At 31.5% G+C, this 26,240-nt stretch carries 18 protein-coding genes; 13 read left to right on the top strand and 5 right to left on the bottom strand.

From position 1 onward, the window contains the following. Positions 1 to 227: 227 nt before the first annotated feature. The 8 genes from CYAN10605_RS12430 (at position 228) to urtC (ending at position 13,862) form a co-directional block, all read left to right on the top strand. Positions 228 to 3,626 (top strand): DEAD/DEAH box helicase, encoded by a 3,399-nt coding sequence (locus tag CYAN10605_RS12430; protein ID WP_015220301.1) that lies wholly within the window; start codon positions 228 to 230, stop codon positions 3,624 to 3,626. A 139-nt stretch (positions 3,627 to 3,765) separates the two neighbouring features. Next, the gene (locus CYAN10605_RS12425; protein ID WP_015220300.1) at positions 3,766 to 5,406 is read left to right on the top strand and encodes a hypothetical protein; all 1,641 of its coding nucleotides are present in this window, start codon (positions 3,766 to 3,768) and stop codon (positions 5,404 to 5,406) included. Between the two features lie 193 nt (positions 5,407 to 5,599). Continuing rightward, positions 5,600 to 8,308 (top strand): hypothetical protein, encoded by a 2,709-nt coding sequence (locus CYAN10605_RS12420; protein WP_015220299.1) that lies wholly within the window; start codon positions 5,600 to 5,602, stop codon positions 8,306 to 8,308. A 108-nt stretch (positions 8,309 to 8,416) separates the two neighbouring features. Continuing rightward, positions 8,417 to 10,564, top strand: a complete 2,148-nt coding sequence (locus CYAN10605_RS12415) for a hypothetical protein (protein ID WP_015220298.1) — start codon at positions 8,417 to 8,419, stop codon at positions 10,562 to 10,564. 91 nt (positions 10,565 to 10,655) lie between these two features. Continuing rightward, complete coding sequence (locus CYAN10605_RS12410; RefSeq protein ID WP_015220297.1) at positions 10,656 to 11,339, top strand: dual OB domain-containing protein; 684 nt, start codon at positions 10,656 to 10,658, stop codon at positions 11,337 to 11,339. Between the two features lie 19 nt (positions 11,340 to 11,358). After that, on the top strand, positions 11,359 to 11,964 hold the full coding sequence (locus CYAN10605_RS12405) for a DUF488 domain-containing protein (RefSeq protein WP_015220296.1): 606 nt from the start codon (positions 11,359 to 11,361) through the stop codon (positions 11,962 to 11,964). A 2-nt stretch (positions 11,965 to 11,966) separates the two neighbouring features. Beyond that, entirely contained in the window at positions 11,967 to 12,404 is a 438-nt protein-coding gene (locus tag CYAN10605_RS12400) for a DUF488 domain-containing protein (RefSeq protein WP_015220295.1), read from the top strand. Between the two features lie 300 nt (positions 12,405 to 12,704). Next, on the top strand, positions 12,705 to 13,862 hold the full coding sequence (gene urtC, locus CYAN10605_RS12395) for an urea ABC transporter permease subunit UrtC (protein WP_015220294.1): 1,158 nt from the start codon (positions 12,705 to 12,707) through the stop codon (positions 13,860 to 13,862). Positions 13,863 to 13,953: 91 nt separating this feature from the next. Here urtC and CYAN10605_RS12390 read toward each other — a convergent pair whose 3' ends face one another. Then, entirely contained in the window at positions 13,954 to 14,265 is a 312-nt protein-coding gene (locus CYAN10605_RS12390; protein ID WP_015220293.1) for a hypothetical protein, read from the bottom strand. Positions 14,266 to 14,424: 159 nt separating this feature from the next. Here CYAN10605_RS12390 and CYAN10605_RS12385 point away from each other — a divergent pair, with 159 nt between their 5' ends. The 5 genes from CYAN10605_RS12385 to CYAN10605_RS12365 all read left to right on the top strand — a co-directional run bounded on the left by CYAN10605_RS12385 (position 14,425) and on the right by CYAN10605_RS12365 (position 22,963). After that, positions 14,425 to 15,042 carry a VWA domain-containing protein gene (locus CYAN10605_RS12385; protein WP_015220292.1) on the top strand — a complete coding sequence of 206 codons (618 nt, stop codon included), beginning with the start codon at positions 14,425 to 14,427 and terminating at the stop codon, positions 15,040 to 15,042. 176 nt (positions 15,043 to 15,218) lie between these two features. Beyond that, positions 15,219 to 16,181 carry a glycosyltransferase family 9 protein gene (locus tag CYAN10605_RS12380; protein ID WP_015220291.1) on the top strand — a complete coding sequence of 321 codons (963 nt, stop codon included), beginning with the start codon at positions 15,219 to 15,221 and terminating at the stop codon, positions 16,179 to 16,181. A 92-nt stretch (positions 16,182 to 16,273) separates the two neighbouring features. Beyond that, complete coding sequence (gene larB / locus CYAN10605_RS12375; RefSeq protein ID WP_015220290.1) at positions 16,274 to 17,050, top strand: nickel pincer cofactor biosynthesis protein LarB; 777 nt, start codon at positions 16,274 to 16,276, stop codon at positions 17,048 to 17,050. A gap of 218 nt (positions 17,051 to 17,268) precedes the next feature. Continuing rightward, positions 17,269 to 20,739: a hypothetical protein gene (locus CYAN10605_RS12370; RefSeq protein ID WP_015220289.1), complete on the top strand. Its 3,471-nt coding sequence runs from the start codon at positions 17,269 to 17,271 to the stop codon at positions 20,737 to 20,739. A 10-nt stretch (positions 20,740 to 20,749) separates the two neighbouring features. Continuing rightward, positions 20,750 to 22,963 carry a hypothetical protein gene (locus CYAN10605_RS12365; RefSeq protein WP_015220288.1) on the top strand — a complete coding sequence of 738 codons (2,214 nt, stop codon included), beginning with the start codon at positions 20,750 to 20,752 and terminating at the stop codon, positions 22,961 to 22,963. Positions 22,964 to 23,058: 95 nt separating this feature from the next. Here the strand turns inward: CYAN10605_RS12365 and CYAN10605_RS12360 are convergent, their stop codons facing one another. The 4 genes from CYAN10605_RS12360 to CYAN10605_RS12345 all read right to left on the bottom strand — a co-directional run bounded on the left by CYAN10605_RS12360 (position 23,059) and on the right by CYAN10605_RS12345 (position 26,239). Next, positions 23,059 to 23,502, bottom strand: a complete 444-nt coding sequence (locus CYAN10605_RS12360) for a hypothetical protein (RefSeq protein WP_015220287.1) — start codon at positions 23,500 to 23,502, stop codon at positions 23,059 to 23,061. Positions 23,503 to 23,540: 38 nt separating this feature from the next. After that, positions 23,541 to 24,035: an SMC-Scp complex subunit ScpB gene (gene scpB / locus CYAN10605_RS12355; protein WP_015220286.1), complete on the bottom strand. Its 495-nt coding sequence runs from the start codon at positions 24,033 to 24,035 to the stop codon at positions 23,541 to 23,543. Positions 24,036 to 24,066: 31 nt separating this feature from the next. Further along, positions 24,067 to 25,650 carry an Hsp70 family protein gene (locus CYAN10605_RS12350; RefSeq protein WP_015220285.1) on the bottom strand — a complete coding sequence of 528 codons (1,584 nt, stop codon included), beginning with the start codon at positions 25,648 to 25,650 and terminating at the stop codon, positions 24,067 to 24,069. Between the two features lie 382 nt (positions 25,651 to 26,032). Then, positions 26,033 to 26,239, bottom strand: coding sequence for a hypothetical protein (locus CYAN10605_RS12345; protein ID WP_015220284.1), 207 nt, complete (start codon positions 26,237 to 26,239; stop codon positions 26,033 to 26,035). Position 26,240 lies beyond the last annotated feature (1 nt).

Below are 26,240 nucleotides of genomic sequence, written 5' to 3'. Positions count from 1 at the left end.
CAATCAATTAATCATTTTAAATTATCAAAAATCATTCCTTATTACTCGTTACTCATTACTCTCTCTTAACCAAAAATTTTAGAATGAAACAGCCCTGCCTAAAAAACGGGGAATATAACTCTCAATTTCTCAAATAAGTTTCTGATTGCACTATCTAAAACTTAGAAAACAAAGACTAAAGTCTTTACTACAAACCTATACAATTAAATTTAGGAGTAAATTAAATAATGAAAGTTAGTGAAGTTCAAGCAGGAAGAAAGTTAAGTTTAGAAATTAAACAAGTTCATGATAATCTTTTTTTACCTGAAAAATCTTTCAATATTGAGCAAGAAATAAGTATTTTACAATCTCAATTAACTGGAGAAATTTTTATAACTAATCAACAAGATTCTTGGGTAATTGAAGGGGTAAATCAGGATAATCAAAATAAATTATTAGACTTAATAGATAGAAGTTTACCTCGTTTATGTTGGGTAATGGCTTTACAACCTAATCTACAAACTCCTGATACTATTTTTTTACAAGTTCATGAATTCCCTAATAAGTTGTATTTACCTAATGAAAAAATAGAAATTGGTATTGATGAAAGAATTGTTGATGATATTCGCGATCGACATCTGAGAAAATCAGAACCCATTGATAAAATTATTGAATGGTTGAACAAAAAAATATTATTACCTCATCCTAAAAATAATCAACTTAAAAGAGCATTATTACAAGCAGGAAATAAAATTAAAAACAGTTTAGAAAGTAGTTTTCAATTATGGGGTAATGGCATCGTTATTAATATCAAAAAAACTGCCGATAATAAGTTTTTAATTAACAGAGTAGAAAGGGCAAGACAACCTAAAGATATTAATGAGCAACGCCCGATGATTATTTTAGAAGCTGATATTTATTTTTGTGATGCTTCGATCGCAGGTAGTTTAAGGGGTAATATACAAACAGAATTAGATGATATTGTCAAAAAATCTGATAGCTACCTCGCTTTATGGCAGGAATATAATAATATAGAACGAAAAATTATTTGGGATAATGCGAGAGAATTTGGTTGGTTAAAATATGTAAAACAAATTGCTTTAAAAAATGGCAATTACCGTTTTAAATTAGAAAATACAGTAAACAGAAAAAAGGAATTAAAAGCAAAATTTAAGCTATTAAGGGAAAATCCAACTTTATCTTTGGAAGTTAATAAAAAACCGCCTAATTTTAGCCATGATAAAGATGATAATAATGAACAAGATTCAGGGCTTTTAAAAAGAGAATTTTCTCAAGATGGTAAAAGTTTTTTAGGGGAAGTTGTAGAAATTGATTCGCAAAAATTAGAGATTGAAATTAAACCATCTAATGCGGATGATGAAGAAATAACCCCCCCACATCAAGGATATATTTTTATTTCCCTGTTGGGCGATCGCATCAGACTACAGAGAAGAACATTAGCAGAATCTGCCATTAGAATGGCTCAAAATCCCATGCCCCAATTAGCTTTACTGTTAGAAAACCATGCAGTTAGCTTCAGACGTACCAGAAACATAAAACCTATTACCAAAGAAGTCAAAAAATTATTTAATGGTTTATCACCGACACCGCGCCAAGAAGAAGCCATCAATATAGCCTTGAATACCCCCGATATTGCTTTGATACAAGGACCCCCCGGCACGGGTAAAACCAAGGTAATTACTGCCATTGAGGCTAGATTAGCAGAAGAAGCAGAAGACGCTAATCGCTCGGTTAATCATCGTATTTTATTAACCAGTTATCAACATGATGCGGTAGAAAATGCCGCCGAGAGAACAACTTTGTTTCAACTTCCTGCGGTGAGAATTGGAGGCAAAAAAGGCAAAAATTCAGAATTGGATAATGTTGATCGATGGCGTAGGGAAAGAATCCAAAGAGTTAGGGCTAGTTTAGCTCATTTACCCAAATTAACGGGACAAGAAACCTTAAGGAAAGTAAAACAATTAACGGCTATGTATCAGTTAACCCCCGGTAATCAAGAAGACACCGTTAAATTACTAAAAGATATTTACGAGTTAACCATCTGTTGTATTTCCCCTGATTTATCGGATCAACTTTTACGATTAAGTCAAGAATTAAAACAAAATCGATCGCACCTAAATCAAGAAGACTCAGAAAAAAGAGAATTAGCACTCAAAGCGGTGCAAGGAATTAGAGTTACTTGGGCTACTTTTTCTGATGACGGTGATGAAAATGCTCTCAAAGCTCTAGCTAGACTAAAACCATTAGATATTTTAAGTAAAGAAGAAGAAGACTTATTAAAACAAGCAGGGGTTTGGGTAGAAGAATCAGAACCTCCTTTTTTAGGAGAATTGGCGGATTTACAGCAAAAACTATTAGAAAGATTAATTCCCAAAGAAACTCAACCCGTGACAACTCCCGTAGCAAATCCCAAAATTCTTGATTTGTTCAAACAAGTTCGTTTATCCCTCGATAATTATGTTAAACAATCCCCCGATGGCATTGAAGGAGTATTGACAGAATATTTGAACGATTTAGAAACAGATCCCGAAGAAGTAGCTCGTACTATTCGCAAATATACGGTAGTTTTAGCGGCAACCTGTCAGCAATCGGTGGGCAAAAAAATGATTGAGGCAACAGAAAATAAAGATCATGTATTTGAGAGTGTGATTATTGATGAGGCGGCGAGGGCGAATCCCTTAGATTTATTTATTCCTATGGCTAAGGCTGAAAGGCGAATTATTTTAGTGGGAGATCATCGTCAATTACCCCATATTTTAGAGGATGATGTGGAAAAGGAGTTAACTAAATCAACCTTCGATACTCAAGATGCCCTCAAAAAAAGTTTATTTGAACGGCTTTTTAATCAATTACAGGAGTTGGAAAGAAAAGACGGCATCAAAAGAACTGTCACCCTTGATACTCAGTATCGAATGCACCCCATTTTAGGGGATTTTGTCAGTGAAAATTTTTATGAATGTCATGGGGAATCTCATATTAATTCGGGAAGATGTGCCAATGATTTTATTCACAATTTACCGGGTTATGAAAATAGCGTTACTGCTTGGCTTAATGTTCCTTTTTCTGCGGGGGGTGAAATACAAGGGCAAAGTAAATCTCGCCCAGTGGAAGCAAGGGCGATCGCATTTGAACTAAAAAGATTGATTGAACATGATCAAAAACTAACTTTCGGCATTATTGCTTTTTATTCTGCTCAAGTGACGGAAATTTGGAAAGCCTTAGAAGAAGTGGGCATTGCGGAAAAATCAGAGGAGGGATTTTTTCAAGTGGCGAAACAATGGCAAGAAACTACTAACTATGAAAATAAGATTGTGGAAAGGTTGAGAGTCGGTACTGTGGATGCTTTTCAAGGGAAAGAGTTTGATGTAGTTTTTCTTTCTTTAACTAGAAGTAACAATATTAACCCTATCGATGAAAGAATGTATCGCCGAAAATACGGCTTTTTGATGTTGGAAAATCGTCTTTGTGTGGCAATGAGTCGGCAACAAAGATTATTAATCGCTGTGGGTGATGGGGATATGGTAAATCATAAATCTGCTCGTGTTGCTATTCCTCAACTGGTTAATTTTTATCAACTTTGTCAGAGTCAACAGGGAAAAATTTATCAATGTTATGAAAAGCCTTAAAAAAATTATGATCCTGTCATTCCGAACGAATATGAGGAATCTCAACTCATTTGATGAAAAGCCTTAAAAGGCTTACTACAAACCTAATCAAAAACTCTCATTCTGAACATCTTTAATTATTTACAAACCAGAACAAACAATGTTATTTACCAAAGAAACTCCCATCTTATATTATGAAGCGCGATCGCACCAACGTTGGCTTAATCGTGAATATATATTATTTCCAGCTTACTACTATCGAGTTTTAGCCCCCCGTGTCTCAAGTCGCAAACTAAATATTTTAGAAAAAGCCGTGTTAGGAATTTGTCGAATAGGGGCTTTTACAGCCCAAGAAATAGGGGAAAAATTAGATATAGGCGGGGATTTATCCGCTTTAATTATCAGTGAACTTCAATATAACAATTTTATTGATCATCAAGGTTTAATCACTAAAAAAGGAAAGCAAATTTTAGAAAATGAATTGATAGAAACAGAAGATTTAATAGCAGGTTATGTATTTCAAGAGCCTTGGCAGGGTGAGTTATTTCCCCGATTTATCGAAAACTTAGAATATGCCGAAACTCGATTTAATGACAATGATTACCCTGAATTAGTTTTAGGCACAACGGGAAAACCCTTTTATCAAAAAATTTTCATGCCTTTACCCATTAATAATACTTTGATGGTTAAACCGACTCCCAGAGATATTTTAAGAGCAATAAAAACTCATAATCAAACTTTAACTAATCGTCATCGGGAAAACGACGTTGAAGCTAATGAACAATTATGGAATATTGAAAAACAACCAGATTTAAAACGTATTTCATTTATTGAAGAACAACCTCAACCTGTTTGGTTAGCGACTTTTATTTATACTCCTGAATCAAATTTTGATGAATTTACAGAGAATAATTGGCAAATATCAGATCCTTTCGGTTTAGGAGATAGCCCTTGGTTATATCGTCAAATTAATAAATGTTGCCAAAAACAAGATAATTTCCCCTTACAAAAGTCCATTAATAATTTGCTGAATAGTAACACTAAATTGAATGAATCAAAGGAAAGACAAGAAAAACGTCAAGACTTGATGATTTATCATGAAGAAGCTATTAATATCATCGAAAATAAATTAAGTTTAGAAATACTTAAATGGGATGATTTATATAAAGGATTAATAGTAATAGAAAGAACCTATTTAGAACTAGAATTATCTAGCAAAAATAAACAAAATATAAATTACATTAATTACTTTATTAATGATAAGTTAGAAGATATTGTCATAAAATGTCAAAAATTATTAGAAAATATATTCCTAATTATAGGAGATCAATATCCTACAGAAAAATGTTGGGAAATCTTAGATCATCGAGACAAAGAATATAATAAAATTATTCTCGAACAAATAGTCGAAAAAATAGGATTCAAACCCTTAAAAAATGAGTCTCACGACAGCAAATTAAAATTACCGAAGTCTTTATTATCAGTGGATATTAATAAAATAAAATCTGCGTCAGATCATCAAAGTGGTTCACTGAGAGGTTATGTAATAGCTAGTTTATTAACTGCTTATAATTATGAGCAACATCCGCTATATTTCTTTGCTGAAAAGATGCCAAATTTACTTTTTGAGTTAGATAAATTAGCTGACCTAAGAAATAAAAGTGGTCATTATAGTTCACAAAAATTAACTCAAGAGATAGTTAAAAAACAAATAGCTTTAGTCTATCAATTAATCGAATTATTTTTACAAACAAATTTTCATAAACCCATAGAACTAGAGGAGGAAGTTATTTATGTTTAAAAATCTAAAAGAGTTTTATATTCCCCTAAAACCCCCTTAGTAAGAGTGACTTTTTTCATCATTTGCCTGTAAATTCTCCTCTTTTAATAAGAGAGCTAGGGTGTTTTAAAAGAGGATTTTATTGCTTTCCAATTCTAACTACTTCAAAAACTTATTTTATACTCAATAATTTATCAATCAAGAGGAAATTACCATGAATGAATTAAACAATCAAAATAATTTACCTGATAATCAAGATTTAGAAATTTCTTTAGAAAAAGCTCAAAAAGATAGCCAATTAGTCCAAGAAAAACAACAGGAATTAGAGCTTCAAATTAATCAGTTAAAACAAGAAAAAGATTTATTAAATCAACAAAAACAGATGTATCAAGAACAACTGGAACAATTAAACCAAGAGAAACAAGCATTAATTACTCGTGAGAGAGAATTACTTGACAAAGAACAAAATTTATATCAAAACTTAGAGATAGAAATTGAGCAAAAAAGAAATGAATTTGAACGGCAAAAAAATAAAGAATGGCAAGTTATTAATCAGGAAAAAAATGATTTAGAAAGAGATAAAACTCGTTTAAATTTAGTGCGAGAAGAATTAACGAAAGAACAAAATATTCTTGAGGAAGAAAAGCAGTATTTACAACAGAAAATAAATGAAATTAAAGAAAAAGAGACTACGTTAAAAACGGCTTTAGAAAATTTTGATCATGAGCAGTTTGAGTTACAAAGAGAAAAAAATAATTTAAGGGAAGAAAAAGCATATCTTGAGCAAGAAAATGAGAAGATTCAAGAAAAATATCGATATTTACGTCAACAAGAACAAGAAATTAACCACAGAAAACAAGAACTAGAGGAATTAAAATTACAAGCTCAATCAGGTTTTATTGAACAAAATACTAGCATTATTAAAGAGTTAGAAAAACAAATTGATAATTTACATGAAGAACGGAATAAACTTTATCAAGAATTAGCAAGAAAGCATCAAGAATTAGAATCAGAAATTACTCAAAAAAATCAAGATTTACAACAAAAGATAGAGGAAGAATATAAAAAGTTAGACATCACAAGACAACAACTTGAACAGGAGTTTATTAATAAGAAAAATCAACTGGAAACAGAAAAAATCAATAATAAATTAGAGTTAGAAAAAGAATATCAGCAGTTAGGAGAAGCAAGAAAAGAGTTAAAAATACAGCAAACCCAACTGGAGTGCGATCGCACTATATTAGAGGAGGATAGAGAAAATTTAGAAGTAAAAATTAATCAAAAGTCAGCACAAAAAATAGAACTTTTAGAAGCAAAAATAACCTATCAAAAAGAACAACTAGACGAAAGAAAAAGAATTATTAATTTATTACAAACAACGATAATTAATCGAGAAGAAAGCGATCGCAGATTTGGCAATAGATCGCCCCATGAAATATTAACCGAGTTGGAAAATTTACGCAGAATTAAAGAGGAATTAGAAATTGAATTAGCCTCAAAACCTAGTGACATTGCTACGGAAAAATTAGCTCAATTAGAAAGTGAAAAAGAACAATGGGAAAGAGATAGATTTCGATTAGTAACGGAATTACAGGAATTAAAAAGAAATAACACTTATAGCAAAATGGCAGTGACAGAAGTAGAAACACTACGAGATGAAAAAGAATCATTACAAGTAAATAACGATCGCCTCCGAAATGCCTTAGAAGAATTGAGAAAAGAAGTAGGGCAAGAAATAGAAAAAAGTAAAGATACTAGCCCCTTCCCGGAATGTATTGCGATGGATGAGAATGAAACACTGCAAACCATTACACCTTTAGAAGAAAGTATCCCCAATTTAAGAGAATTTGCTGAAGATTTGCGTTATCGTATTGCAGTTTCTTCTGAACATGAGCAAAAACGCCTTTATTACTCAGCCCAAGATATTCGTACTTTTCTTGGTGGTTTAGCCATGAGTCGCCTACACTTGCTCGAAGGTATTAGCGGTACAGGTAAAACTAGCTTGGCAACAGCTTTTTCCAGTGCAGTAAATGATCCCAATAATGAATATAAGTTAGAACCAAACAAAAGAACTGACTATAAATTAATTGAAGTACAAGCAGGATGGAGAGACAGACAAGACTTAATCGGTTATTACAACGCCTTTGAAAAGAGATTTTATGAATCGGAATTTTTACAGGCACTTTATCAAGCACAATGCCCATTTTATCGAGATCGCATTTACATTATTGTCTTGGATGAAATGAATCTTTCTCGCCCTGAACAATATTTTGCCGATTTTCTCTCTAAATTAGAACAAGAATCACCCACACTAACCCTTACCACCGACTTAAATCGCCGTTACCCTGCCTTATTTGAGGATCATAAAACCCTAAAAATTCCCGAAAATATCTGGTTTATTGGTACAGCTAACCAAGATGAAACTACCCTTGAATTTGCTGATAAAACTTACGATCGCGCCCATATTATGGAATTAGGCAGAAATCAAGTAAAATTTGATATTCCTGAATTAAATTATCGAAACCCCATTTCTTATCAAGCCTTAAAATTAGCTTTTCAACAAGCCCAAAATCAGTATCAATCACAAGCAAAACAAGCCGATCAATTTTTGAAAGACTATTTAGCTGATTTGTTGGAAATAAAATTTAAAATCGGTTGGGGAAATCGTTTAGAAAGACAAATAGAGGCATTTATTCCCGTTGTAATTGCATCTGGTGGCACGATTGGAGAAGCAACAGATCACTTATTAGCAACTAAGATTTTACGCAAAATTAAAAATCGTTATGATATTCCTGCCATTTATTTAAGGGAATTAAGAGAACAAATAACTGTTTTTTGGGGTGAATTAGATTATCAATATGACCCAATTAAATCTTTAAATATTATTGACACTGAAATCAATCGTATTGAACCTCAAATCTAAAAATAAAGGTCTCCCTTCTCCTCTGGGAGAGGGGTTGGGGGTGAGGGAAACAGGTTTTTAATGTTTAGCCATTACTACAAACTTATTTATAATAATCCAAAAAAAACTATGAAATTTGTTAATCGTATAACTGGACAAATCTTTAATCAATTACCAGAAAATGCCCTTTTAGGTGAATGGTTAATAATAAATGAATCAGATAATCTCAAGGTTAATGATGTTTTAATACCCTCAAATTTAAGATTTTATTTATGGGTGAATAATAGTAATAATATTCATTTATTCAGTGATTCTCAAACTCAGAATTTAGGCAATATAAAAATTCCTAAATGGCAAATCGCTAGCGATATTTTAAGAGAAAGCATTGCTTATTTTTATTATCAATCTCATAACTTAAATATTAATCAAGATAACTGGAAAAATTGGCTTAATTTATCTCCTTTAGTACCAGAAATTAACGCAAAAATTCACTTACAAACCTTAGAAATTGACCTACAAAAACAATGGGGGCATTTAGAAAATGTTTGCCGTCGTCCCCGCACTTATTTGAAAATGGAAACAGAAAAATTAGCCATTTCTCGTACTAAAAAAATAGCCAACGGTGCGATCAAACATTTAGCATCCCATTCCGAAGACTGGTATCGCCGTAACTTTAATTCTGTCAAACCGAATAAATTACTTTGTTTAGTGAGGGAAGACTTATTAAACATCTATGAAAATCAAGTTACAGCAAAATTAATAGACAACTTATTAGAATATATTTCTCGCCGTATAGCAGAATTAAAATTAATTGAAAATGAATTAAAAGAAGCGATGAATTTTTCTGATGAAATGTATAAAGTACATTGGAAAAATAGAAAGCGTATATCATCCTTGTGGGGAGAACAATTTAATGCAAAAGAAAGAATTTTAGAACTTGAAGAAACTTTAAAAGAATTAAATGATAAAAAGCGTAAATTATTAGGCTTAATTACCACTGATTTATATAAAGCAATTCCTAAACAAACTTATGTACCAATGACTTTAAAAAGGACAAATATTTTTGTTAATGATCAACATTATAAATACATAGATTTGCTCTGGAGAAATTGGAGTAAATGGAAAACAAGACAAATAAAAAATCCTCAACAATTCTTTGAAGAGTATCAACAATTTTTTCAAGGTTTTGAGGCTTTCTGTTTATTACTCATTTGTAAAACCTTCTGTGGAAATAACGATAATAACGATCAAGGCTTAAATTTTGAGCCTATTTTTAATCAAGATTTAAAGCATAATCAACAAGATACCAATAATCAAAATAATCTACTTCTTTCTTTTCAAGGATTATTAGGAAAAATTGACTTATATTTATCAAAAAATCGCACTTTCTATTTAAGTTCTGATTTAATTAATCAAGATTTATGTTTAATTCCTCTAGGGATTAATTTAACAGGAATAAACGATGAAAAAGAAATTAATAATATCTTAGATAAGTTATTCGCTCAAGTTGATAACTCTTGTCATAATATTATTCTCTATTTAGGCACAAAAGAAGAACAAAATTTATTATCTAAAAATTTACAAAATAGACTAAACAATATTCTTATTCAAAATAATAATTTAACTGGGATATTTCCCGTTAATCCCTTTGAAATTCTTAGCTTAGAAAGGGTTGCTTATACAATTAAATGGTGGTTATATGGCAACTTATACTTATCTTATCCTCCTATTTTGAATCTTCCTTTGCAAATTCCTGACAATTTACTGACTTATTTTCATGGCTATTTAACAATAAAAAATAATCGAGAATTGAACATTACTGCTTTTATTTCTAATGAAAATATTAATGATTTTAATAGAGAATTAACTAAAGAAATAAAGAGGGTTGAAAGTATGGGAAGACAAGGGCGATCGCAGTTAGCAGAATTAAGAAATATTCAAAATCATGATTTACCTAATCAAATAAATCAACTAATTCAACCTTTTACAATTTGTCCTGTTTGTAATCATCAAGAAGATTTAAAAAATATAGAAAAACTCAATAATCATAGTTTTCAATGCCATTGTAGTCAATGTGGAAGTAGCTGGGGAACAAAACATTGCGGTAATTGTGATAAAAATTATCCCTTTATCGCCGTTCAAGGAATAGAAAATAAAGAACTAAATTATAATCCTCTTAATCTCGATCGAGTTTTTGGTAGAGATATTTTAGCCATTCCCACAAGAAAAGATGATCATAATATCGGTTTTATTTGTTGTTTTTGTGGTTCAAAATAATCGTCATTCGCATAAAACAAAAGACATAAATAAAAATAGCTCGTAAATTATAAATAGAAGATATTTAAGACTATTTTTTCCGAAAGGATTAATGACAAAAGTGGAAATTATTTGTTTGGCTAATTCTAAAAAACATGGTGGGCGTTGTATTGCGGGTATTCGCACCGATGAAAAAGGATGGATTCGCCCCATTGGCAGAAATGATGATCACGGTGCACTTTTCCCCGAAGATTATATTCTGATTGATGGTAGTGAACCCAGAAAATTATCTGTTATAGAAATCGGTATTTCAACCCCAAAACCAAAACCATATCAGCCTGAAAACTGGCTAATTGAAACAATCCCATGGCGATTAGTCTCTAATTCTCTCAATCAGTCTCATCTGCGATTAATCAAAAATGCTTTTTTTCAAGGTGATAATTTATTTGGTACAACATCAGATCGTATCCCCTATATCCAATTAGAACAATATCCAGCTAAAAGTTCTTTGGAAATTATTCAACCAGTGGGAGTTAAATGGGTGATAAAAAATAACTATTCTGGTAATCGGCAAATCAGAGCTATATTTTATTTACATAATGTTGAATATGATTTAGTGGTAACAGACCTCGATTGGCTCAAAAAATTAGCACAATTCGATTTAGGTTACTATACTTCCGAAGATATTGGATTACCTCAACAAGTCAAATTTTTATTTACAATAAGTTTAGGAGTCCCTTATAACGGTGACTGTTATAAACTTGTAGCGGCAGTTATACCTTATTTTCCTCAATAACAAACCTACTTTTTGATGAATGAAAATATTTACTATTGGACATAGCAATCATAGTATAGAAAAATTTATTGACCTGTTAAAACAACATCAAATAAGTGCGATCGCAGATGTTCGTTCTACACCTTATTCTCGATATAATCAACAGTATAATCAAGAAAAATTAAAACATGAACTCAGAAGAAATAATATTAGCTATAGCTTTCTTGGAAAAGAATTAGGTGCAAGAAGTGATAACCCAAATTGTTATGAAGAAAATAAAGTAGTATATGACAAAATAGCCCAAACAGAAGAATTTTTAAAAGGTTTAAAAAGATTAAAAAAAGGCTTAAAACAATATAAAATTGCCTTAATGTGTGCAGAAAAAGATCCTATTAATTGTCATCGAGCCATATTAATTTCTCGGTATTTAAAAAAAAATAAAATAGATATATGGCATATTTTACCCAATGGTCAACTAGAATCTCAAACAGAACTAGAACAAAGATTAATTGCCTTTTTTGAATTGAACTTATCACAACAATTAAACTTATTTGAACAAAATATAAATTTTACAAAATCGGAAGAAGAGTTAATAGAAGAAGCATATACTCTTCAAGGGGAAAAAATAGCTTATTTACAGGAATAAAAATGGATTTATTTACTATTGGTTTCACGCAAACATCAGCAGAGGAATTTTTTGAATCATTAAAAAAAAATCACATTAAAACACTAATAGATGTGAGATTAAATAATTCTTCTCAACTTGCAGGTTATGCAAAAAAAAACGATCTAAAATATTTTTTAAAAGCATTATGTGATATTCATTATGTACATATTTTAGATTTAGCACCAACGAAAGAAATGTTAGACCAATTTAAGAAGCAGAAAAATATGTCGTGGATAGAATATGAGCAATCTTATTTAAACTTAATCGATAACCGAAAAATTGAGAAAAAATTATCCCCAGAATTATTTGAAAATGGATGTTTGTTATGTAGTGAGAAAAAACCTCATCATTGTCATAGAAGGGTATTAGCAGAGTATCTTAACGAAAAATGGGGTGATATAAGAATTAAGCATCTGTGAATTGTTGACCTTCACTACTTAAAAGTGAGTTGATTTATCGTTCACCCACCGAGTTCACTTACATTGAATTCTTTGGGTTTTTCAATGTAGAGGTATTTCTCTCCCAAGCACAAGCATTTACTTGAGGGCATCGTTTATTTACCGCCCTATGAACCGAACCCCGTTTCATTCGCTCCACGATAGTTTTATTTCTTCAAAAATTTGGTAAAGCCAAAAATGTATTCAATTTAACTAAATATACATACACTTTTATTGATAATGAGATGATCTAAAAGTAAACTTCATGACGAATTAAAAACTGTGACTAATATTACGTTTTCTCAAGTTAGACAAGAACAAAAGCGTAAAATTCTAATAGAAATAGCTATAGCCGTTGGGGCAATAATTATTCTGTCGTTGATTTTGCCTCTTATACTCAGTCCTTTTCGATTGCAGTTGTTGGGTAGGTTTTTAGCTTTGACTATTGTTGCTTTAGGGATTGATTTAATTTGGGGATACACGGGTTTACTCAGCTTAGGTCATGGAATTTTCTTTGCTTTAGGTGGTTATGGTATTGCCATGCACCTTAAATTACAATTACCCGATGGGCAGTTACCAGAATTTTTTACTCTTTATGGTGTGAGTGATTTACCTTGGTTTTGGAAGCCTTTTTACTCTTTCCCTTTTACCGTTGTTGCCATTTTTGTGATTCCCGCCATTGTTGCTGGTATATTGGGATATTTAGTTTTTCGTAATCGCATCAAAGGGGTTTATTTTTCGATTATTACTCAAGCGGCACTCATTGTCTTTTTTAATTTTTTTAACGGGCAACAGAAATTAATTAATGGTACTAATGGTTTAAAAACAGATACTGAAACTATTTTTGGTGTGGTTGCTAGTTCTCAAACTGCTCAATTTGCCTTTTATCAATTTACAATTCTTTTTTTACTTTTGGCTTATCTTCTTTGTCGTTGGTTAACCAGTGGCAGATTCGGACGTTTATTGATAGCTATTCGAGATGATGAAAATAGAGTTAGGTTTTCTGGCTATAATCCTACAGGATTTAAGGTTTTAGTATTTGCGGTTTCAGGTGCGATCGCAGGAATTTCAGGAGCTTTATATACTCTACAAACAGGGATTATAACTCCTAGTATTATGGAAGTTGCTTTCTCCATTGAAATGGTTATTTGGGTTGCCGTTGGCGGTAGGGGAACATTATTAGGGGCGATAATTGGTACTTTATTAGTAAGATTCGGACAAACATTCCTGAGTGAAGAATTTCCAGAAATTTGGCTTTTCTTTCAGGGGGCATTATTCCTGATGGTAGTAACGGTATTACCTGATGGTATTGTCGGGTGGTGGAATAATTGGGCATGGATTAAATTAAAATCAGTTCTGGGCTTACAACCCAAACTCAGCACTTATCCTGCCATTGAACAAAATCCTGAAGTTGAGATGGAAAAAGAAAACATTGGTTAATCTCACATCATTAAATAAAATATTTACCTAAAACCTGCAACCTGCAACCTGAAACCTGCCTAAACCCAATATTATTATTGAAGAATTAAAATTAACTAGGTACTTGAGCAGTTTTGCCACTGAATTTAGCACGATTGGAGGATTTACTGCTCTCGGTTTGTTCCATAGGCACAAACTCAATATGATTAAATAAAGTGGTTACAAATGCAAATAACAGAAAAGGCAGAGATAAAACTAAAACAATGGCAACGGTGGCAAAAGCATAAATTTGACGGGTGCTACTCCATAAAGCTAGTGTGCTAGCCAAACTGATAAAAATGACCCCTAACCATACAATTATTTGACCATAAATATCCCCAAAAGTTAGGGTACAAATCATACGATATTTTTGCTGATTTTCCATAGTGAAAATAATAATTTTACAAACTGTAAATTTTACTCATAAATCCGTTGTAACTTAGATCTAAAATTTCTGAAAAAAATCGCAAGAATAATTTACAATTCCAAAACAATTTTTTTAGCTATGATTTTGATTAGAAGGCAATACAAGGAATAATATTTTATGAATATTGAATCAATTGTTACTAATCGAGACTATACTTTAATTATTGATAAAAGTGGTAGTTTAAACAGTGATGATGGCAAAGGAAAAACTAGATGGGAAATTGCCCAAGAGTCCACCATTGCGTTAGCCAAAAAATGCGATGAATTAGATAGTGATGGTATTACTGTTTATTTATTTTCAGGGCGTTTTAGACGTTATGATAATGTTAATTCTGACAAGATTAGGGAAATCTACGCTCAAAACGAGCCTATGGGCAGTTCAGATTTAAAGAGTGTTTTACAAGATGCTTTGGATAATTATTTCCAACGTAAGGCAGAAGGCAAAGCAAAGGAAAATGGCGAAACTATTTTAGTTATCACTGACGGCATTCCCGATGAACCAAAAGAGATAATTCGTTTAATTATTAATGCTAGTCAAAAAATCGATCGAGATGAAGAATTAGGAATTTCTTTTATCCAAATTGGGCAAGATGTCAAAGCTAAAGAGTATTTCAAAGCCCTTGACGATTTATTGCAAGAAGCGGGGGCGAAATTTGATATTGTTGATACCATCACAATGGATGATTTGGACAATATGAGTTTGACTGATGTTTTACTCAATGCAGTTATCGACTAACTTACTAATAGGGGTAAAGGATTAGTATAAGCTAAGGAATAAAGGAATAATTTTTTCTGCCCTTTGCCCTTAATTTATGATTTGTAATTCATAATTCATAATTGTTGATGTTGGGTTTTAGGTGCTATTTAAAGGTTAAAATTATCCTCAGAAATTATTTATAAAATATTTTTATTATGCGTGTTTTAGTTTTGATTCCGGGTGGCATTAGCGATCAAATTCTCTTTTTCCCAACTCTACAAACCTTAAAAAATAAATATCCTCAAGCAACTATTGATGTAATTGTTGAGCCAAGAAGTAAGAATAGCTATCGCATTTGTAAGCACGTGCAAGAAGTGTTAGTATTTGATTTTCAAGATCGTAATGGATTAGCTGATTACCTTAATCTCTTGGGTATGATTAGAGATAGAGAGTATGAGTTAGTGATTACTCTTGAACAGAATTGGATTGTTAATTTCTTACTTTGGCTAGATGGTATTCCTACTCGGGTGGGTTATCAAAGCTCTAATTCTTGGTTTCTCAATTGTACTATTCCCAAAAATACCGATCAATATATCCCTTTTATGTATCATGATTTACTCAAAGCCTTGAAAATAGACGATCCTTGTCCTGATTTAAGTGTTAATGTACCGAGGGAGGATATTGAATGGGCTGAGTCAGAACAAAAAAGATTGAAAATTAAAGATACTGGGTATATTATCATTCATGGTGGTGCTAGTATTTTAACTGCTTATCAGGGTATTAATAAAATTTATCCTGTTCCAAAATGGCAAAGGGTGATTGAGGACATACGAATGAAGCAACCTGATATTCCTATTGTCTTATTGTGTGGACCTGATGATTTAGAATGGACAACGGAAATAGTTTCTTTATGTCCTTATGTGAAAGTGGTTAGTCCTCCTGATATTGGTAAATTAGCGGCAATAATTGCTGGAGCAAATTTAATGCTTTGTACTGATAGCGCACCCATGCAATTGGCCATCGCAGTAGGAGTCTATACTATTGCTTTATTTGGACCGACTAAGACAACTAAATTATTACCACCAAAATGCGATCGAGTTTTTGGTATTCAGTCTTTAAGTTCCCAAATTGCCGATATTCCTACTGATAAAATCCTAGAACAAATCTGGAAACAATAATAAAGAATTAGTAATTAGCAATTAGCAATTAACAATTAATAACTCTGAACCCCGAATCTCCTTACTTATTACTCATTACTTAATCATTAATAATGGTCGATCGCACCTCATTAGAGATACTATTAAAACAGATAGCAGAAGGAAAAATTACACCCAGTGAAGGGGTGGAAAAACTGAAATATTTGAATTTTGAAGCCATAGACAACTTTGCAAAAATTGATCATCATCGTCAGCTACGCACGGGCTTTCCAGAAGTGATTTGGAGTCAGGGCAAAACTCCAGAACAAATTAGACAAATTATCCATGTCATGAGACAAAATTCTCCCCTTGTGATGGCCACCCGTTTAGAAGCTGATGTAGCTGAAACTTTACAAGAACAGATACAAGATTTGCGTTACTACCCTCTGGCAAAAATAGCTGCGATCGGGCAAAATAGCAATAAATACAAGGGTAAAATTTCGATCGTGACTGCGGGTACAGCCGACTTGCCAGTAGCCGAAGAAGCCGCTATAACAGGGGAATTATGTGGATTTACCGTTGAGCGTTTATGGGATGTGGGAGTGGCAGGAATACATCGTTTATTAAATCATCGTCATCTCATCACCCAAGCAGATATTTTAATAGTGGTGGCGGGAATGGAAGGGGCTTTACCCAGTGTTGTGGCAGGTTTGGCTAATTGCCCAGTCATTGCTGTGCCAACAAGTATCGGTTATGGTACAAGTTTTGGAGGTTTATCAGCATTGTTAACTATGCTTAATTCTTGTGCCACTGGTATAGGTGTGGTTAACATCGATAATGGTTTTGGAGCGGCCATGTTAGCAGGACAAATTTTGAGATTAGCCAATAGATTTTCGGAAAAAAAGGAGTAAAGCACATAAATTTCTCGTGAAATACTGCATAAAATTCAATTTTGCCACTGATATATGAATATATGACATTTTTCTCGTTCCCAAAAGGGTAAATATTTTAGTAGCTGAATGCTACTCATGGTGATTAATGTATATATTAATTGTAAGACATTGAGTATGTTTTGACCATGATATTTACTCTTAGGGTTTTTCTATAATTTGTTAACTTTGGTAAGAAAATGAGTACTCTACAAAATATATTAAGAGAATACGCCCTCGATCAAAAAAAAGGTTTATTACTCCTGAGTATGCCTACTGGTTTTGGTAAAACCCATAATGTTTTAGATTTTATATATCAAAACTATCATAAATTTAAAACAGAAAAGAGAAAAATCATCTTTATTACTAATTTAAAAAAGAATTTACCCCATGAAGATTTGAAAAAGCGGTTTGATAAAGATAATAAACAAAGTGAATATGAGGATAACGTATTATTTATCAAATCTAATTTAGATTTTGTCTTGGAAAATTTACCTGATTTAGAAATTCCTGAAAAATTTTCTAAAAGTAAAAATTATGATACATTAATTGAAGAAATAAAAGCATACAATAATTGTTGGGATAATAATTATTTAAAAACATATAAAAAACTAATAAAAAAAGAAATTAGAGAGAAATATGAACCTGCTTTTCGAGCAGAAATTGTACAAGAATTAGACAAGCGACATAAGAATAAAAATAATCGTTTACAGTTAATAAAAAATAATTCTGATTATCAATGGATAGGGAAGCTATACCCCACAGTTTTTACAGATGAAAAGACAATATTATTTATGAGTATGGATAAATTTCTTGTAAAAAATTCTACTTTGATTGAACCAGCCTATTACTGTTATCAAGAATTAACTGAAAATTCCTTAATCTTTATCGATGAATTTGACGCCACTAAAGATACTATCTTAAATCAAATTATAGAAAAGGGAACAGAAAATCCTATTGATTTAATTACTTTATTTTCTAATATCCATAATAATCTTAATGGTAGGAAATTTCCCTCTTTTATACTTAAAGATTCCTTAGTGAGAAAAAAAGAAATTTCTAAGAAAAAACGGCAATCACTATCAAAAATTTTAGCCAACCTAAAGAAAGATGCGAGAGAAATATTTAAAGACTTTTCTTTGGTATATACCCATAAAACTTTTCCATCCGATTTTAAAAAATCCAGAAATTTTTTATTCTATGACTATGAATCTCATCACGTTTTAGATCGTAAATCTAATCTCATGATTGAAACGATACAGGAAGATAATGTTAATTGGTTAAAAGTAGTTTTGCGTGAGGACAAAAGTTATAAAAACTATAAAACAATATCATCTTTACTAGGAAGAATTGGTGGATTTTTTAGTTACTTCCAAAAGGTTATTTATTTGTTTGGTACGAATTATAAAGAGTTGAGAAAAGAAAATGGAGATGAAGTTTTTTCTCTCAAATCTGCCATTGACTCAATTCTGGTTCTTGGGTTCCAATTAACAGATGAAAAAACTATTGAATTACTAACTAATAAAATACTAGAAAATCGTTATTCTTTTACTAAAGAAAAAGCCTCAAAAATTAATAATCAGTTACAAAGTTTTTACGAAGTGGGTTTTAAATATCATGACATCGTAGATAATGATAATCACGATTTGACCTCAAAAATTTATTTGTATAGCTTCGATCGCACTCCTGAGAGTATCCTAACACAAATTTGTCAACGGGGAATGGTCATAGGAATTTCTGCCACTGCTCATATAGACACAAATATTGGTAACTATGACATTAAATATTTAAAACAATATCTTAAAGATTCTTTTTATTCTCTTTCTCAAGATGAAATTAATCAGTTAAAAACTGAATATCAAGAAATAATTAAAGGATACGAGAAAATTCAGATTAAATCTAAATTTATTGGTACAAAAGATAAAAAAGATAAACATGAAGCGCTAGAAACCCTAAAGCAAATGCTTAATGATGAAGAAAGTGCCAACAAATTATGTAATAAATACAACGATGATAATTATATTTTTTGTCGTTATGTAAGATTATTAGAAGTCTGGGAATATTTCAATAAAAATGAAGATTGTCAGTGTTTTATTTGTTTTCTCAATAAGTTACCTAAATCAGGGGATGATAAGTTAGACTTGGATATTATTAAAGAGTATTTTTGTTATATAAAAAATCTTCCAGCCACGAAAGAAAATCAAAAATCAATCGAAGGGGAGTACTTTATTTTAAATAGCGAAAACTTTGAGGAAGAACAAACAAAATTAGAAAAAAAACTCAGTAAAGGAGAACGAATTTTTATTATTTCAACTTACCAAACTTTAGGAGCTGGGGTTAATTTGCAATATCCTATTCCTCAGAATTTTACCCCTATCAAAATTAATGATTTTAAAAGTAGAAAAAAAATGGATATTAATGGGGTGTATTTAGAAAAGCCTACTAATTTACTGACTCCTCTTAACTTTGAAGAAATAGAACAAAAAGAAAAAGACAAAAATTTCATTAAGTATCTTTTTCAATTAGAATTTTTGTTTGAAAATGGTGCTATGTCTCGTCAACAATTTAAGCATAAATTAGATGAAGCATTCCGTAAATATCTCAACCCTAATTACAGGAGTAAAAAAATAAATACTGATAATAATAATCTTTACCAAACTTCAGCATTTACTAAGTATTTAAACAAAGTAATAATTCAGGCATTAGGAAGAATTTGCCGTACTAACATGAAAGCATCTACTATTCATATATTAGCTGATAATAGTATGAAATCATATCTTCACTCTGTCTCATTACCCCCTGATATTATTCCTGTTCGAGAATATCAAGAATTAGTTAAAAATTGTACTCAATTGATTCCCCCTTCAGAAGAAGAAAAAGAGGCAAAAATTAAAGCTGAAAATAACAGTCATCGGGCCTTTCAATATATTCAAAGTAGCTTGACAAGGACATGGAATAAATCAAGTATAGAACAATGGCAATCCTTGAGACAACAAGTTTTATTCCAACCAACTATTACTAATCAATCAGATTGCGAAAGCCGATGGTTAAAAGTTTATGTAGAATTGCCTACACCGAATAATTGTTATCGATTTACCCAAACAAATGATTATGGAGAGGTAGAAATTTTCTTTGACAAAGATAACGGTTTACAAGAAGTCAGTGAAACTGCTTGTCGGTTACCAGAATTAATGAAAATCAGTATCTTAAAAGATTTATTTATTAAGAATAATTGGGCTACCAATTTTGTACCCGGAGAATTAATTATTAGTCCACCTATTTTTAATAATATTTATAAGGGTGCTTTAGGAGAAGTTTGCGGTAAACATATTTTAGAAAAAACCTTTAATATTCATTTATTAGAACTTGAAGAAAATGAATATGAGAGATTCGACTTTAAAACTAGAGATGGTATTTATGTGGATTTTAAATTTTGGAATAATTTTGATAAAGAAGAAGAAGCTGAATTAGAGAAAATTAGACAAAAGATGAGAAATATTAATGCGGAAAAAGTATTAATAATTAATATCTTAGCCGATAAAGATAATTGTAAATTTGAGCCTATCCCTTCCGATAATAATAAAATTATTAGAATACCGTTTCTATGCCAAGATAATAAAATTCATCCAGAAGCGTTAAAGTATCTATTTCAAGAGTTATATTTATCCTAAGAGTAAAAAAATGAATATTATTACTAACCGTTTAAAATTTACTTTTCACATAGATAATATTAAAAGAGATTTTATTTTCCTTTCCCTTCAAAGAGAGAAAAATAGTAAGTGGTGGGGAGCAAAGCAGCTGGATTATATTATAGGAGACGAGTATAAAGCCTTGGCAGTTTGCTATAAAGATAATTATGCTTATGCTATGTTTAAAAAGCAGGGAAATAATGGTTATGAATTGGAAAAAAGAATTAGAAATAATGATGATTGTTTGCAAGACTGTATAGCAAAAGAAGTTGAAATTGAAAAAATAAATAGTTGTGATGAAGAAAATTTTATTAATAATGAAGTTCTTGGTCGCTTATTATTAAATTATCTTGGCTCTTCAAGGTCAAGATTTAGTAATCTTCATTTTTCCAATTTAACTGGTTCTTTATTAAAAATTCCATCCTTAAAAATAGGTAAATTAGCTCGATCTATTTTGGTAGCACAGGTAAATCTTAATTATATTAAGAATACTGATAATGAGTTTTTACTAAATGTAAGTATGGGAAATTATCGCTTAGAAAAAGATATTAGAGCTGAATTAAAAAATGCAAAAGGTAAAGATAAAAAACAACTATTAAAGTACTTAAAAAGACCACGATATGTAATTGATGAAGGTAAGGCTACTTTAATAAGATGGTTAGGTTCAGAAGATAAAAATAATCCCAATAGTACATATATTAAAGCGGGGAAAAAAGGAAAAAAAGCTCATAAAAATTTTTTAAATTTTGATTCCTTAGCAGATTTTGAAAATAGTAAAGCTGGTATTCTTCATCAAGTAATTTTAGATATGAGAAAATATTTAAAATCATATTTAACTGTGGAGTTTATTCCATTGGAAACTAAAAAATGTTTAAGGTTCGATCGCACCAATTTTATTTTTACTCAACAAAACAAAGCAACAAAAAAACTTAATTCTATTATTGAAAACCAGTCAATTAACATTATAGATTTAGTTAATAATGAAGAATCTCAAAATTTAGTTGAAAAGATAAAAAAAGAGCTGATACCTTATTTTCAAAATGAAACTTTAATTTCTGTTAGTAATCATGATATTAATGATGCTTTTAATGTCAGAATTATTCGGGATAAAAACTATTATAAAAGAAATAATATTGAGGATAAATATTTATCTTCTGAGAATAATATTCAAAGACAAAATCTTACCATTGAATCAATACCAACAAAAGAAATAAAAACGATTATTAAAACTATAATAAAAGAATTAATTATTAAACAAGATATTTCTCGTCAAAAAATAAGTCTTTTTGATTGGAGTAAAATAACACAATTATCTAATAAAAAATGGATATTTGCGATGTACGATGAAAATAATGACGATAAAAATCAAAATAAATCTTTAACTTTTATGACGATTAATCATGATGGTAGCTTTGAATTAGACACATTAACATCAGATGATAATATGTTTTTACAAACTCATAAATATGATGAGTATAAAGAGTATATTGAGCAAGTTATTAAACAGGAAAAGAAAGCCGAATCTTATTTTAAATTTGAAGGGTTTATCTTGTCAGAAAATCATGATATTAATTTAATTTTTCGCTCCGATGAAATCACTTTACCAAATTTAGATCAAATAAAATTCGTGCTTGAAGAACAAGAAAAAGAATTATCTGAGTATCTCAGTAACGGTTTTACGATAACAAATATTGTCCAAGACTTTCTAACTATTTACCCTCAGTTTAACAACAATGAAAAATTTGATATTTTTTGTCAAGAATTGAAGAATAACTATCCCCGTCATATTTCCAAAAAAGAATTATATGGTTTAATTAAGCAATATTTGGGAGGAAAAAATAATAGTGCTAGTACTAAAGAAGCTACACAATTTAGAGATTATTTACTAGAAAAATATCAAGTTAGGTTCACTTTTCCCAAAGATAATGACAGTAAATATTCTTTCTTTTTTAATAATATAAATATTAATTATTTTGGAGAAACAGAGACAGAAGCCCATTATTTTGTCGGCTGTAGTGTTGAGGCGATTAACTCATCTTTTAAGGATAGCTGTCATCTTCGCAAAATTGTAGCGGTGAAAAATTCTCAATTAGTTTTTCAAGACTTATTAAAAACTATGGATGTTGACTTTGTGCGTACAGGACAAAGTACAGTTATTCCTTTTCCATTTAAATATATTCGAGAATATCATAATCTTAGTTCTTAACTGAATTATAGTTACATCGCTTTTTCCTAGCTTCATGAAGATGTTTTATTCCCTTGCTGAGTATAGTAAACTTACATAGAAACTCAAAATTTTGTTTATTCACAATGTTTATTCAATAGGGATATAACTAAATCATAGCCTTCAGGGTGAGTTTGTACCGCATAGGCTTCAGCTTCTAAATGTCTCCTTAAACCATGATTGTAGTGAGTAAAATAAGGACGGGCAATATTGGGAGGAGATAAAGACAGATTAAGAGCGGTAATTTCGTTTTTCCCTGCACATAATTGGGCGGCGTGGGTTGCTTCATGAATTAAGGTGGGGAGGGCAATTTGTAAATCAAATACAATGGGGTTTATCCAAATAGTGCGGTTTTTTACTTGCAATAAACCATAGGTGCTTCTCAGGGGAGGAGGCTCTATTTTTACGTTGAAATTATAGTTTTCTAAGGTCCTTTTTAGGGTGTTGAATTTATCTTGAGTTGGGTTTTGACTAAGGAGAAAGATTGAGGTTGTAATGCCTATTAATGGAGTTAAATTCATTGTTTTGCTTGTAGTTAATTCTTAATTGAATTTCATTTTCATTCTTCTTCTGTTTGGGCTTGATTAAATTCAAAATATTTATGAAACTTATCAGTAACTTCTAACCAATACGATCGCCCCTCTTCTTGTCGCCGTTTACGGATAAAGCCAGATTCCACTAATTCGCTAACGTGTTGATAAGCGGTGCTTCCCCTTAGATTTATTAAATCACTCTGAAGTATAGGGCTTTGAAGTGCGATCGCAGCTAAGGTTTTAAGAGTAGCGGTATTTAACTCTGCGGGTACAAGATTAGAAAGGAGAGATAAATATTCCGACTGTAATTGTAAACTATAACCTTGCTCTGTTTCAATAATTTCTAAAGCACTGTTACGATAAGCATAATCAGACATTAATTGAATGAGAGCCTCTTGCACTTCTTCTGTAGAATGATTGGTTAGGGTAACAATTTCTTGTAGAGTAGTTGGTTGAGCCTTTAGATATAAAATCGCTTCGATGTGTTGACTTAAACTAGGAGAAAATATTTTTTGATCCATATTTTATTGACTATAAAAAAAGTGTCTTGCTTTAACTCAACTCGGCTACCATAACATTATCTAACAAAATCTCATCGGTTAATAAGTCTTCCACAGTAATTTTTAAACATCTATCCTCATCTACTCTAAATAATACCTTAATGCGATCGCTCCCCGGATTGCCCAGAGGATTTAATTGGGCGATAGTTTTCCCTCCTTCCGTATCATTTAACGGTTGTACTTGACCTGTCCCTCGACTTATACTACGAGTAACTAAACGCTCACCATCGAAATAAACTTCCGTAGAGGTATTGTCTTGCCCTAACTCACCAATAATCAATTCAATACTAGGTTGATTTTCCACTGAAGCCCCCAAAATTAACTCTCTGGGTTGTGTCATGGGGTAAGGTTGCCCACTAGGAATAATGGTGTGCCAATCATGACGTTTTTGCCGACGATTCCAATATCTAATTCCGTAGCTATGATAAAGAAAGTCTTTGATCTGTAAATTCTGTTCTAATTTTAATGCACCCATGGCAATAGCGTCAAAAGGGCGATCGCATTTTATTTTTTCGAGAGGGAAGTATTGCTGTAACCATTGATTAACGGCAGGAATTTGTCCACTTCCCCCCACCAACAAAACTCGATTAACGTCATTGATATTGACACCGTTACTTCTTGCTTGTTGTAAGACTCTTTCCATCAGAGTATCTAGTTGAGCAAAAAACTGATTATGGTTGAGTATTTCCTCAAAAGTTTCTCTATTTAGGCTTAAATCGTAAGTTTCTAGGGTTAAATCATTAAAAAAGACTTCTTGAGCCTCCTCAGTCTGAGAAAGACGAATCTTAATTCTTTCTGCTAAACGGCTAGTTAGAGAAGACTTTGTTACCCCTTGTTTTTCATGAAAATAGTCTAAAATCCAGTTATCTATGTCACAACCCCCTAAATTGGCCCCTGCCTTAGCTATCACTTTGGCTAACTTCGTTTTTTGAGCCGAGCTTTCCCCTAACAGCTTCTCACCCCATTTCAATATAAATCCTTGAGGTTTTTTCTTTTCTCCTAAATCTAACTCTACCAAAGAAAAATCGATCGTACCTCCGCCGAAATCTACCACTAAAATTAAATTATCTTCTTCCGTACCATAACCTAAAGCCGCCGCCGTTGGCTCATCAATAATTCTGACTTTGTCAATATTCCACTTTTCGCACACCCCAGTTAACCAATAGCGATAACTTTCAAAGCTATCTACTGGCACAGTCATAATTAAAGAGTCTAACTCACCGTTTAATTCTTGTAAAATATTACTTAAAAATAAATCTCCAATTTTTTCAAAATCTAATTGTTTATCATCTAAAATAGGTAAAAAACCCTGAATATCAGTACCTATACCTCTTTTAAAATTACTAAAAAAACGCTGATTATTTTTACTATCCAAACCTTTATTTCTAACTTTTTGACCAATAATTACATCGTCATTATTAGCATTATTTATATATACTAAACTAGGAATTATCGGGGGAATACTGCTATTTTTTTGAGCAAGATTGGCTAATTTAACAATTTCTGATTCCCCTGTCACAGGGTTGATGCGAGTAATGACAGTGTTACTTGTACCAAAATCAATTGCGATTGCCATTTTTAGGAAAATAAAGTTAGTTATAGATAGAAAATAATTCCCAATTATACTTTACTGTCGTACTAGGATTAAATCAACTTCATCTGAGTTCGGAATTAAAATAAGTAACCTTAGTTTGGTTTAAGAATATCGGATAAGGTTAGGTGTGAGGTTGCAGGTGGTAGGGTGATGACCAGATGAGGGGAGAGGGTGAGAGGGGGAAGTAGGGGCTTAGGGTTTTGGGGTGCTAGGGATTGAATATATTTAACGTCAGTTTGGGTTAAGGCAATTTTATCGTTATTTCTAAGAAGAAGCTATAAGGTTTTCTGACTACGAGTTGGTCTGCTTTCAGCTTATCCAAAACTCAAGTTAATTTACACGACGAGAAGTGATAGAGCCATATTTATTGATTCTGGGGATCTAAATTTTTAAATCTTTCACTACCTTTTTCCAGATTCTCATTAAGTTTATCTTTATATTCTTCTACAACCTTATTTTCTTTTGCTTTTTCTTCTGGAGTTGGCTCAGATGATTGTTGACTTAAATATTGATTTACAAACCAGTAACCAGCAGTGATAAAAATAATCAAACTAATTAGTGCTTTCCACATA

It is taken from the genome of Cyanobacterium aponinum PCC 10605, from assembly GCF_000317675.1.
Lineage (GTDB): Bacteria > Cyanobacteriota > Cyanobacteriia > Cyanobacteriales > Cyanobacteriaceae > PCC-10605.
Note: the sequence above shows the minus strand (reverse complement) of the source record. Positions and strands in the feature narration are given on the sequence as shown.

Coding starts and splice junctions, on each gene's coding strand:
- CYAN10605_RS12430 (WP_015220301.1), top strand. CDS start 228: ATGAAAGTTAGTGAAGTTCAAGCAGGAAGAAAGTTAAGTTTAGAAATT.
- CYAN10605_RS12425 (WP_015220300.1), top strand. CDS start 3,766: ATGTTATTTACCAAAGAAACTCCCATCTTATATTATGAAGCGCGATCG.
- CYAN10605_RS12420 (WP_015220299.1), top strand. CDS start 5,600: ATGAATGAATTAAACAATCAAAATAATTTACCTGATAATCAAGATTTA.
- CYAN10605_RS12415 (WP_015220298.1), top strand. CDS start 8,417: ATGAAATTTGTTAATCGTATAACTGGACAAATCTTTAATCAATTACCA.
- CYAN10605_RS12410 (WP_015220297.1), top strand. CDS start 10,656: ATGACAAAAGTGGAAATTATTTGTTTGGCTAATTCTAAAAAACATGGT.
- CYAN10605_RS12405 (WP_015220296.1), top strand. CDS start 11,359: ATGAAAATATTTACTATTGGACATAGCAATCATAGTATAGAAAAATTT.
- CYAN10605_RS12400 (WP_015220295.1), top strand. CDS start 11,967: ATGGATTTATTTACTATTGGTTTCACGCAAACATCAGCAGAGGAATTT.
- CYAN10605_RS12390 (WP_015220293.1), bottom strand. CDS start 14,265: ATGGAAAATCAGCAAAAATATCGTATGATTTGTACCCTAACTTTTGGG.
- CYAN10605_RS12385 (WP_015220292.1), top strand. CDS start 14,425: ATGAATATTGAATCAATTGTTACTAATCGAGACTATACTTTAATTATT.
- CYAN10605_RS12380 (WP_015220291.1), top strand. CDS start 15,219: ATGCGTGTTTTAGTTTTGATTCCGGGTGGCATTAGCGATCAAATTCTC.
- larB (WP_015220290.1), top strand. CDS start 16,274: ATGGTCGATCGCACCTCATTAGAGATACTATTAAAACAGATAGCAGAA.
- CYAN10605_RS12370 (WP_015220289.1), top strand. CDS start 17,269: ATGAGTACTCTACAAAATATATTAAGAGAATACGCCCTCGATCAAAAA.
- CYAN10605_RS12365 (WP_015220288.1), top strand. CDS start 20,750: ATGAATATTATTACTAACCGTTTAAAATTTACTTTTCACATAGATAAT.
- CYAN10605_RS12360 (WP_015220287.1), bottom strand. CDS start 23,502: ATGAATTTAACTCCATTAATAGGCATTACAACCTCAATCTTTCTCCTT.
- scpB (WP_015220286.1), bottom strand. CDS start 24,035: ATGGATCAAAAAATATTTTCTCCTAGTTTAAGTCAACACATCGAAGCG.
- CYAN10605_RS12350 (WP_015220285.1), bottom strand. CDS start 25,650: ATGGCAATCGCAATTGATTTTGGTACAAGTAACACTGTCATTACTCGC.
- CYAN10605_RS12345 (WP_015220284.1), bottom strand. CDS start 26,239: ATGTGGAAAGCACTAATTAGTTTGATTATTTTTATCACTGCTGGTTAC.